We start from the raw sequence: 10487 nt of genomic DNA, 5'->3' as shown, positions 1-10487 counted from the left end.
GCCTCGAGGGCCGTCAGCGCTCGGCGGGCGTCACCGGCCGCGAGACGCACCAGGTGCTCCATTGCGTCCTCGGCGATGGTCACCGCACCGTCTAGGCCGCGCGGATCGTTGGCGGCGCGAGTGAGCAACAACTCGATATCCTCGGACCCCAGCGGCTGCAACTGCAGAACCAACGATCGGGACAGCAGTGGAGACACCACCGAGAACGACGGGTTTTCGGTGGTCGCAGCCACCAACAACACGATCCGATTCTCGACGGCAGCGAGCAGTGCATCCTGCTGTGTCTTGGAGAACCGGTGCACCTCGTCGATGAACAGCACCGTCTGCTCGCCCGAGAGCAGTCGACGTCGTGCCAGTTCGATGACGTTGCGCACTTCCTTGACGCCGGCCGACAGGGCCGACAGCGCCTCGAACTTGCGTCCGGTCGCCCCCGAGATCAGCGAGGCCAGCGTCGTCTTGCCGGTTCCCGGTGGACCGTAGAGCATCACCGAGGACGCTCCGGAACCCTCGACGAGACGGCGCAGCGGTGCGCCGGGAGCCAGCAGATGAGACTGCCCGACCACCTCGTCGAGGGTCGTCGGACGCATTCGCACCGCCAGCGGTGCGTCGGGCCTGATGTAGGTGGACGTCGGACGGGACTCGGCGATCGTCGCCTCCGGTGCCGCAGGCGTGTCGAAGAGTCCGTCGTCGCCGAACTCGTCGCTCCCCGAGATGTCACTGCCGATGCCGCCGCTCACCGGTCGAACGCTACCGATCGCGCTGCGAAAAATGCGAACGACGTCGTGGCTACCGCTCCCACTTGGTACGCAGAGCGGTGCCGACCGATGTCGCGTACTCGGCGATACCGGTCTCGCCGAGGCGCGCAGCACTGTCCGCCAACGCCGCCCACCGCGACATCAATGCCTGCGACCGCGGAACCGACAGATGGTGAGCACGCGCCGCTGCGATGCGAGTGTGGTCGTCGGGCAGGAACCAGTAGGTGCTCAGCCATACCCAGATCAAACGTGCGTCGAGGATCTTGCTCGCCAGCGTGGTGTCGTCGGCCAACGCGGGCCAGATGCCCACCACTTCCGAGCGCCACGCGTCGATCATCGCCTGCTCGCGGTCGTGCGAGAGCTCGAAGCTGCACAGGCAACCGGGGAAGGACGCCAACGCATAGGTGATGTCGAGGGTGGCGTCGCGGAATCCGCCCCACTCGTAGTCGAGGAACCGTACGCCTTCGTCGTTGACGATGATGTTGTCGGGGCACAGGTCGGACGGGCTGAAGGCGCGGAAAGCTCCGTGCGCGAACAGTCGTCCGCTGCGAGAGACGCGCTCGAGAATCGCATCCGGGGTCGTTCCGACGCCGAGGAGATCGGTCAACAGGCCGGGAACCTCGGCGAGCGCGTCGGGTATCTGGGCGGAGATCCCGTCGGTGGAGTCGGGTTGCCCCACCCGGCGCAACAGAGCGGCGAAGTCGTCCTCGCGGCCGACGGTGGCGGCATGCATGCGGCCGAGCGCCTGCGCCATGGCCATCAAGGAATTGGTCACCGCGGCTTCGTCCGAGTTGCGCAACAGAGTGGTGATGGGACTGGCGTCGCCGAGATCGCTGAGCACCAGCAGCCGCGCATCGAGATCGTAGGCGTGCAGCTCGGGTCCGGGCCTGCTGTCCGTGGCCAGAGCGTTGGCGAACTGGTACGACGCTGCCTCACGTAGGAAGGCGCTGGAACCGGGGATGTCGGCGAGCTCGGCGTGCAGCTCGGATTCGGCGGGGAGGTCGCGAACCTGCTTGATCACCAGGGTGCGGGGCAGTTGAAACGGGTTCTCGGATACTCGGACTCGCAACACGACCGCTTGGCCGCTACCCCCCAGATTCACCGGGTCGATCAACGTCACCGGCGCTCCGGTGCGTTTGGTGAGGAGTCGCTGAGCTGCTGCTACTACCTCTGATACAGGGTCTGCCAGTGTTGCGGTCATCGATGTCCAAGCTACCCGTTCGCTGCGTTCTGCTGTGCTGTGTCGACGACTACGAATGAGACACGATTGTCCGTTTTGCGGTGTTGATCGGTCCACATCCATAGATTCGACCAGGTGGTCGGTTACCTCCGAGCGACCGAATTATGCCGGGTTCGCTACTGCGGTGCAACGTCCACCGATACGGCGATGGTGCTCTCCTCCGCTTCGGTGTAGATCACCCCTCGCAGTGGAGGTACGTCGGCGTAGTCGCGTCCCCACGCCACGGTCGCGTACCGCTCGTCGACCAGCTGATCGTTGGTGGGATCGAAGGCGAGCCAACGATCGTTCGGCATCCACACCGCAGCCCACGCGTGGGTCGCGTCGACCCCGATCATCCGCTCCTTGCCGGGCGGAGGTTCGGTTGCGAGATAACCCGAGACGTATCGCGCCGCGAGTCCCTGGGACCGCAGGCACGCGATGGCAAGCCGAGCGAAGTCCTGACACACTCCCGATCGCGCGGCCAGCACGTCGACCACAGTGGTCGAGACCGTCGTCGAGCCGGAGAGGTAGCGAAAATCGGTGAAGATCCGATGCGTCAGATCCACGATGACGTCCGCGAGGGGACGACCCGGCCAGAAGCTGGGTGCAGCGTAGGCGCGTACCTCGTCGGTGATCTCCGGGGTCGGCAGATCCAGAGCGAACTCCACAGCCGACGCGCGAGCCGGATCTGCAGGCACGTTCGCACCGAACAGAGCCATCCGAGCGGACTCCCAGGATGCCGTCGCCGGCCACGACGTGGTCTCGTCCGCCGGGCGCGGATACACCTCCACCAGCGAATCCGCCGTCACCACCAACTTCTCGTGGTCGTGCGTCACGTGGAAGTACACATCCTCGTTGCCGTAGACGTCAACGCCGAAGGATTGATCGGTGGGTGCCGGCTCCACCGTGACCGACTTCTCCACGCAGTGCTGCCCGTCCATGTCGCGCGGCGCGAGGAATCCGCGCCCGTAGGACGAGGTCACGCGGTCGGAGTACGTGTAGGTGGTGATGTGCTTGATTCGGTACCGACGACTCATCACCGCACCCCGTTCGCAGTTCGGACGTTCGAGCTGCCCCACAGCGGCTGCGTGCCACCGGGCAACGACATGTGCGTGGCGAGGACGACGCGAGACAGTTCCTCGAGTGAGTCGTGGATGCCGTCCACCAGCTCGAGCAACTCCACCCGTCGACCGTTCGCGTCGACCGATTCCAGATCGCCCGGGTCGACCCGACGCAACCGCACCCGCATCTGCTCGACGAGCTGCTCGGGCCGCGACGTACCCGAGGCATCGGGCAACGAACCCAGGTCGTCCCGAAGCCGATCGAGCTGGTAGACCAACGCTCGAGGGTTGCCCTCGTCGAACAGCAACAGCTGCGCGACGGCTGCCGGACGCGCGCGCCCACTGTTGCGTCTGCGGTAGATCACCGAGGACTCGGCCGCGGACAACACCGAATCGATGACCGCCTGTTCGGTGGACGGAGTGAGAGCGTGGCTCAGTGTGGCCGAGAGCAGCGAAGTCAGCTGCAGACCGCGCTCGATACGTTTACCGGCGTCCATCAGGTACCAGCCCGCGTCTCGCACCATCGACTCCGACGCCAAGCCGGCCAGCGCGAGCAGACCACGCAACACACTCGACTGCGACGACGCCAGTTGCGCGCCGTTGTGAACCGGCGACTCGGCCAACTCCTCGAGCGCGGTGTCGATGCGGTTCAGCACCGCCCAGGTGTCGTTCGAGAGCTGGTCGCGCACCGCGCGCGCCGCTTGCTGCATCCGGTCCACCGATTGCGCCAGCGACCCCATCCGTCCCGTCGAGAGCATCAACGACCGCATTTCCACGGTCGCGTCGCCGCGGTTCTTCTCGTCGAGAAACCCCGGCCAGGTGCGCGAGACCTTCGTGACCGCTTCGAGAAGGATCGGCAGACTGTCGCTGCCTTCGAGCCACGGCATCGAGCGGTAGTCCTGATTGCGTTCGCGCGCGGCGATGAGCAATCGAGTCATGTCCTCGGCGCGCTCGCTGTAGCGGCCGAACCAGAACAGGTCGCCGAGTACACGCGGGGAGCTGACGACATCGACGTTGGACGCGGCGTACTGCGGCAACTCCTCCACCGTGGCGGGCGGGGTGTGCGGCGCGGAGTCGGCCGGGGTGACCCGTTCCACCGACTTGACCCACACGTCCTTCGACGCCACCGTGATGAGCGGCTCGGTGACCGGCGCGGTGAGCACCACCTGCCCCAGGCCGCCGCGCATCGGTGTGTACCCACCCCGCTGCGCAACCGTGAACAACCTCATCCCCACCTGCGCGGGGGCCACCGACAACTGCGAACCCGACCCGCCGTCGATCGACGAACCGACCGGAGCCAACGAGAACTCGGGGACCTCCTGCCCGGTCCACTTCCACGGCTCGGCAACGATTCGATTCCACAGCTCCCTGGCTGCGACGTCGGTGAGATCGTGCCCCACCACCGTCCGACGCGAGGTGGTCGACCGCAGCACCAGCGAACGCATCCGGCTGCCGATGTGCGAAAGCTGATTGGGGTCACCACCCCAGTAGGTCTGCACCGAACCGAGAATCAGATCCTCGTCCAGCAGGCCACGGCTCAACGCCGGAAGTAGCGGAAGCAGAGCCGGGTTCTCGAGCACACCGCTACCGAGGGTGTTCACCACGCTCACGGCCCCGCGCCGCAGCACCTCGACCAGACCGACGACCCCCAGGTGCGAATCCGGGCGTAGATCGAGTGGGTCGGCGAACTCGGCGTCGACTCGGCGCAGCACCACATCCACCCGCCGCAGCTTGCCGAGCGACCGCATCCACAGACAGCCGTCACGGACCACGAGATCGGCATTCTCCACGAGAGGAAAACCGAGAACCGTTGCGAGATAAGCCTGATCGAATGCAGTCTCGGAGTGCGAACCAGGACTGAGCACCACCACGACCGGATTCTCGGCCGATGCGGGTGCCGCATCACGAAGCGCCAGCCGCACCGCGCGAGCGAACGTCGAGAGCGGCCTGGGATTGCTCGCCTGGAACAACTCGGGCATCGCGCGCGACATCACTCGCCGATCGGCGAGCGCGTACCCCACTCCCGACGGCGCCTGCGTGCGGTCGGCGATGACTCGGAACTCGCCGTCGGAACCTCTGGCGACATCGGCGGCATGCATGAACAACTGATGCGGCCCCGGAATGGTGATCGCGTGCGCCGTCCGCAGATAACCCGGGTTACCGAAGACCAGCTCCGGCGGAATCAAACCCCGACGAACGGTTTCCTGGGCACCGTAGATGTCGGTGAGCACCGCATCGAGCAGCATCGACCGCTGAACCAAACCGGCTTCCAGACGATCCCACTCGTCGGCCGCGACAACCAACGGAACACTGTCCAGCCCCCACCGAACAGCACTGGGTAGCGCTTCGCTGCCACCCGACGGAATCGGGTTGTACGTGATGCCATGGTCGTCGACCAGACGGCTCACCCGCGACTGCAACGTCTGCATGGCACCCGGGCCGGCCTCACGCATCCCGTCGACCAACTCCGCCCAATGCGGACGGACGGCGTCGTCGGCATCGAGCATCTCGTCGAACCGATCGACGCGACCGGTCACGGCCTCGCGTCGACCGCGATACGCGAGCCACGACGACCCGGCTCCACTCGAAACATCTTCGTTCCTGCCGGCTCCACTCAGGGTGGTATCCACGGGCACCATCGAGCCGTTGTTCCTTCCGTCGGTCGATCACACTCCGCCGCCGAGCGGATCCGCTACCTGCGGAACCGCCCGATACGCGTCGGACCGAGATCGCTACCGGTCGACTCGTTCTCCTGTGCAGTCGCGCGTCAGGACGTGATGACTCCGGTCCGGCGCAGGTCGAGCATGCCGGGCGCGGACACATCGATCGCTTGGCGCGCGTGCATCTCGAGCAATCTTGCTACGTCCACCTTCCCCGAGGTGAACCCGCCCTCCTCGAAGCGGCCGTTGCGGCGTGCTTCGGCTTCCACCGAGTTGACGGGAGGCCCCTCGTACGAACGCCCTCCCGGATGCACGACGTGGTACGAGCACCCGCCGACCGCGCGTCCTGTCTGCATTTCCACCAGGTCGAAACGAAGTGGACTCTGTACCTCGATCGTCGGGTGCAGAGCACTCGGCGGCTGCCAGGCGCGGTAGCGCACACCGGCGACCTGAACGTCCTGACGCTCGGTGCGCAACATCGGCACCGGCACCCCGTTGCACGTCACCATGTATCGGCCCGCGTCGGCTCCGGCGACCTGAACCTGGATTCGCTCCACCGAGGAGTCCACGTACCGCGCGGTGCCCGAGGACGTCGATTCTTCGCCGAGGGTGTTCCAGGGCTCGATTGCACCCCGCAATTCGATCTCGGCGTCACCGACCACGGTGGTACCGATTCGGGGGAACCTGAACTCGGTGAACGGATCGAGCCAACTGGTGTCGAAATCGATGCCGTGCTCACGGAGGTCCTCGACGACACGACCGATATCGTTGATGACGAAGTGCGGCAACATGTACCGACCGTGCAGGTTGGCACCGTGCCGGATGAGAGGTGCTTTCAGCGGGGTGTCCCAGAACCGCGAGACCATCGATCGCACGAGCAGTGACTGCACCATCGCCATCTGATGGTGCGGCGGCATCTCGAACCCGCGCAGTTCGAGCAGTCCCAGTCGGCCGCGAGTGGAGTCGGGACTGTAGAGCTTGTCGATGCAGAACTCGGCGCGGTGCGTGTTGCCGGTGATGTCGGTGAGCAGGTGCCGCAGCGCTCGGTCGACGATCCAGGGCGACGCCGATCGGTCGGCCCCGGTCAGTCGCTCGATCTCACTGAATGCGACCTCGAGCTCGTAGAGCGATTCCTCCCGGCCCTCGTCGGCGCGAGGTGCCTGCGACGTGGTGCCGATGAAGCGGCCCGAGAACAGGTACGACAGCGACGGGTGGCGCTGCCAGTGAGTGAGCAGCGACACCAGCAGGTCCGGTCGACGCAGAACGGGTGAATCGACGGGCGTCACGCCGCCGAGAGTGATGTGGTTGCCGCCGCCGGTTCCGCGGGTGGTGCCGTCGTTGTCGAATCCTTCGGTGCTCAACCGGGACTGGCGAGCCTCGAGGTAGAGACGCTCCATCAGGTCGTTCTGTTCGGCCCACGAGGAGGTCGGTTGCACGTTGACTTCGATCACACCGGGATCCGGTGTGACGGTGAGGGTTTGAATACGCGGATCCGACGGCGGGCCGTATCCCTCGATCACGACGGGGGTGTCGATGGTCGAGGCCGCCTTCTCGACGCGTGAGACGAGGTCGACGAAATCGTCCAACCGATCCATCGGCGGCATGAACACGTGCAGGACGCCGTCACGGACCTCGGCGACCAGCGCGGTGACGGCGGTTCCGCCCACCCCGGACGTCTCGTTGACCAGCTGCGCGTACCGCGACTCGGCCGGGTTCACCGCACGCGGCGGTTGCTGCGTCAGCTGCGGTGTAGGCAGATCCGGCTTGGGAGCGGTGGGGTCGGCCGGATTCTCGACCGGTCCGCCGTCCCAGGAGATCGCCCGGAGCGGCAAACGCAGACCCGCGGGAGAATCGCCTTCCAGCAACACTATTCGGCCACGGCGCAACTTCCAGTCCGAGCTCTCCCAGCCGGACCCGTCCGCGGTGCGCGAGATGGGCAGCACGAATGCGGCAGGCTCGTCGGTGCTGGCATCGAGCGTTCGAGCAGTTGTTTTCTGGCGTCCGCGGAATCGGCTCCCGGTTCGAGGTCCTCGTCGTCGGCGGGCGGGTCACCGTAGGGCTGGCGAACCAGGTCCAACAGCTTCACCAACGGGTCCTCGTAGGCGGGACGCGCTTGTGAGGCAGGCAGTCCGAGCGCCTTGACCAACTCGTCGATCAGTTCCTGCGACGCCGAGTTGTCGACCGGTTCCGGGCGCAGGTCCTCCGCCAACCAGGGATCGGCGATCAGGTCGGAGTCGTGCCACAGGGCTTGACCGTCGGTGCGCCAGAACAATCCCACCTGCCACCGCGGTAGCGGCTCGCCCGGGTACCACTTGCCCTGGCTGCGCTGTACCAGACCGTCGGGTGCGTAGATGGTGCGAAGCCGTTCGGCGAGAACACTTGCCAGCTTGCGCTTGTGTGGGCCGTCGGCCGTGGTGTTCCACTCGGGCGCTTCCTGATTCTCGATCGCGACGAATGTGGGCTCGCCGCCGACGGTCAACCGAATGTCCTGATCGAGCATCCGCTTGTCGATCTTCATGCTGTCGCCTTGATCGACTCCCACTGTTCGGCGGTGTAGGGCAACGTCGTTCGCGGGTCCTCGTGGACGCGGACGACGGTGTTCGAGAAGTCGAGTTCGGCCTTGCACTTGCTCGTCGCACCGGAGATGGCGGCGGCAGTCGAGGGGTGCGGCGTCGCCGACAGTGGAATGTGGCCTTCGCCGGCGAACAGGCCCGAGGTCGGATCCATCCCGACCCAGCCGGCACCGGGGAGATAGACCTCGGTCCAGGCGTGGAGATCGGTGAAGTCCTCCACCGGCCCGGACGGGCCGTCCAGCGACTTGACGTCGGAGGACAACTGGACCAGGTAACCCGAGACGAAGCGCGCTGCCAGACCCATCTGACGCAGTACCGACACCAGCAACCACGCCGAGTCGCGGCACGACCCGACGGCGGACGTCAGGGTCAGATCAGGGGTCTGCACTCCGGGTTCCATGCGCACGGAATACCCGACGTCCCCCATGACGGCTTGGTTTGCCATCACGAGGAAATCGATGGTGCGCAACGACTCTCCGCGTTCGACGACGGCTGCCTGCAGCTTCTCCACCCAGGCCGAGACCACCGGGCCCGGTCCGGATCCGGCTTTGTCCTCGTCCACCGGGCGCAGGTACGGCTCGAGGTCGGGAAGGTCGTGCTCTTCGTACGCGAAGCCGAAGTGCTCGGCCCATTCCTCCACGAAGAAGTCGAGGGGGTTGATCGACGCCATGTCCGCGACGAGGCCGACGGTGATCGACAGGTGGTCGGTTCGCTCGGGGAAGACCACCCGAGCAAGGAAGTTTCCGAACACGTCCTGCTGCCAGTTGACGAAATGCTCGGCCGGTTCGATCTTCAGCGAGTACGCCTCGATGGGGGTACGCGAGTGCGGTGCCGGTCGCAGCCGAATCTCGTGCGGAAAGATCTTGACGGTGCGGTCGAATTTGTAGCTGGTGCGGTGTTCGAGTGCAACCTTGATGCCCACGGCGAGCCCCTCGTGATAGTCCCGGTATGTAGAACACCCAACCCTAGTAGGACCGGGCTCGGTGCGCTCGGCGAGGAATCGTGTCCGAAATGTGCCGACCGGGCAGGCGTGTAGTGCTTGACACCCTCTTCGTGGTGCGGTTCGCTCAGCGAGAATCGAGTATTCGTTCGACGCACGCCACACTTTGCAACCAAAGGGAATCTCGTGAGCGACAATTCACCCAACGGACCGCAGTACGGCTCCGATCCGAACCAACCCCAGTACCCCACGAATCCAGCGTCCGGTTACCCGCCGCCCGGTAGTTACCCACCCCCGGGCAACTACCCACCGCCGCCGGTCGGCGGCAACGCGGCATTCGGAATGGGTTCGCAGCTGCCCGGCGGCGCGCAGCCCGGCAGCCTCGGATCACGGTTCGCGGCCCGCTTCCTGGACGGGCTCATTCTCGCTCTCGTCCAGTTCGTCCTGTACGTGATTCTCCCGAGCGGGTTCTTCGGAACCTTGCTGTTGAGTCTCGCGTCCGCCCTCCTCGGCTTCGCGTACTTCACGCTGCTCGAGTCCTCCCGCGGCCAGACTCTCGGCAAGCAGCTCCTCGGCCTGCGCACCCTCGGCGCAGCGGGCGGACTGCCCACTCAGGCCGAAGCGGCCAAGCGCAACGCCTTCATGCTGCTGAACGTAGTGCCGCTACTCGGCACCGTCCTGGTGATCGTGGCGTACATCGTCATCGCGGTGACGATCAACTCGAGCCCCACCAAGCAGGGCAAGCACGACGAGCTCGCCGGCGGAACCCAGGTCGTCAGCGTCTCGTAACAACCCGTCCACGCACGAGCGGACCTCCGTAGTTCGGCGGAGGCCCGCTCGTCTGCGTTCCGGTGTTCCAGGGCCTTCGGTGCCCTGAAGTACCCCACTCGTCCCGACCACAGACCAGGAGAACGACGTGAGCGACAATTCGAACGACGAACCGCGTCCCGGCGAGGGATCCGATCCCGACCGCCCCGAAACGCCGAACACTCCCCCGTCGAACACGGGAAACACCCCGCCGCCTCTAGGAGGTGGCTACCCGTCTCCCGGTGGATACCCACCTCCGCCCGGAAACTACCCACCCCAGGGCAACTACCCACCGCAGGGCGGCTACCCGCCTCCCGGTGGCTACCCACCCCCGCCCGGGAACTATCCGCCGCAGGGCAATTACCCACCGCCGGGTGCGCCACCCTGCGGTGGGTAATTGCCTGCGGCGGATAGTTCCCGGGCGGGGGTGGGTGAGCCAGCCGGGAGGCGGGTAGCCGCCCTGCGGTGGGGT

The 10487-nt window shown here is 66.1% G+C and carries 7 protein-coding genes and 1 pseudogene; 2 read left to right on the top strand and 6 right to left on the bottom strand.

Annotated elements, in window-relative coordinates; all coding sequences use genetic code 11:
- The 6 genes and pseudogenes from RHBS_RS17780 to RHBS_RS31605 all read right to left on the bottom strand — a co-directional run.
- A partial coding sequence (locus tag RHBS_RS17780; RefSeq protein ID WP_237669356.1) for an AAA family ATPase occupies nt 1–737 on the bottom strand: 737 nt, incomplete at its 3' end.
- Between the two features lie 49 nt (nt 738–786).
- Nucleotides 787–1956 (bottom strand): kinase, encoded by a 1170-nt coding sequence (locus tag RHBS_RS17775; RefSeq protein ID WP_121869961.1) that lies wholly within the window; start codon nt 1954–1956, stop codon nt 787–789.
- A 155-nt stretch (nt 1957–2111) separates the two neighbouring features.
- Nucleotides 2112–3011 (bottom strand): transglutaminase family protein, encoded by a 900-nt coding sequence (locus RHBS_RS17770; RefSeq protein ID WP_121869962.1) that lies wholly within the window; start codon nt 3009–3011, stop codon nt 2112–2114.
- On the bottom strand, nt 3011–5674 hold the full coding sequence (locus RHBS_RS17765) for a circularly permuted type 2 ATP-grasp protein (RefSeq protein WP_121869963.1): 2664 nt from the start codon (nt 5672–5674) through the stop codon (nt 3011–3013). Before RHBS_RS17765 ends, RHBS_RS17770 begins: the two co-directional genes overlap by 1 nt.
- Nucleotides 5675–5802: 128 nt before the next feature.
- Nucleotides 5803–8195: pseudogene (locus RHBS_RS17760) on the bottom strand (transglutaminase family protein).
- A gap of 14 nt (nt 8196–8209) precedes the next feature.
- The gene (locus tag RHBS_RS31605) at nt 8210–9190 is read right to left on the bottom strand and encodes a transglutaminase family protein (RefSeq protein ID WP_272913872.1); all 981 of its coding nucleotides are present in this window, start codon (nt 9188–9190) and stop codon (nt 8210–8212) included.
- A gap of 204 nt (nt 9191–9394) precedes the next feature.
- On the opposite strand from RHBS_RS31605, the gene RHBS_RS17755 reads away from it, so the two are divergent.
- Both RHBS_RS17755 and RHBS_RS29105 read left to right on the top strand, forming a co-directional pair.
- The gene (locus RHBS_RS17755; protein WP_237669354.1) at nt 9395–9997 is read left to right on the top strand and encodes an RDD family protein; all 603 of its coding nucleotides are present in this window, start codon (nt 9395–9397) and stop codon (nt 9995–9997) included.
- A 127-nt stretch (nt 9998–10124) separates the two neighbouring features.
- Nucleotides 10125–10412: a hypothetical protein gene (locus RHBS_RS29105; RefSeq protein WP_187298538.1), complete on the top strand. Its 288-nt coding sequence runs from the start codon at nt 10125–10127 to the stop codon at nt 10410–10412.
- Nucleotides 10413–10487: the final 75 nt, after the last annotated feature.

The organism is Rhodococcus sp. BS-15, assembly GCF_000813105.1.
GTDB lineage: Bacteria > Actinomycetota > Actinomycetes > Mycobacteriales > Mycobacteriaceae > Rhodococcoides.
Note: the sequence above shows the minus strand (reverse complement) of the source record. Positions and strands in the feature narration are given on the sequence as shown.

Excerpts from the sequence above, each read along its gene's own strand:
- RHBS_RS17770 (WP_121869962.1), bottom strand. The coding sequence starts at position 3,011 with ATGAGTCGTCGGTACCGAATCAAGCACATCACCACCTACACGTACTCC.
- RHBS_RS17775 (WP_121869961.1), bottom strand. The coding sequence starts at position 1,956 with ATGACCGCAACACTGGCAGACCCTGTATCAGAGGTAGTAGCAGCAGCT.
- RHBS_RS17765 (WP_121869963.1), bottom strand. The coding sequence starts at position 5,674 with ATGGTGCCCGTGGATACCACCCTGAGTGGAGCCGGCAGGAACGAAGAT.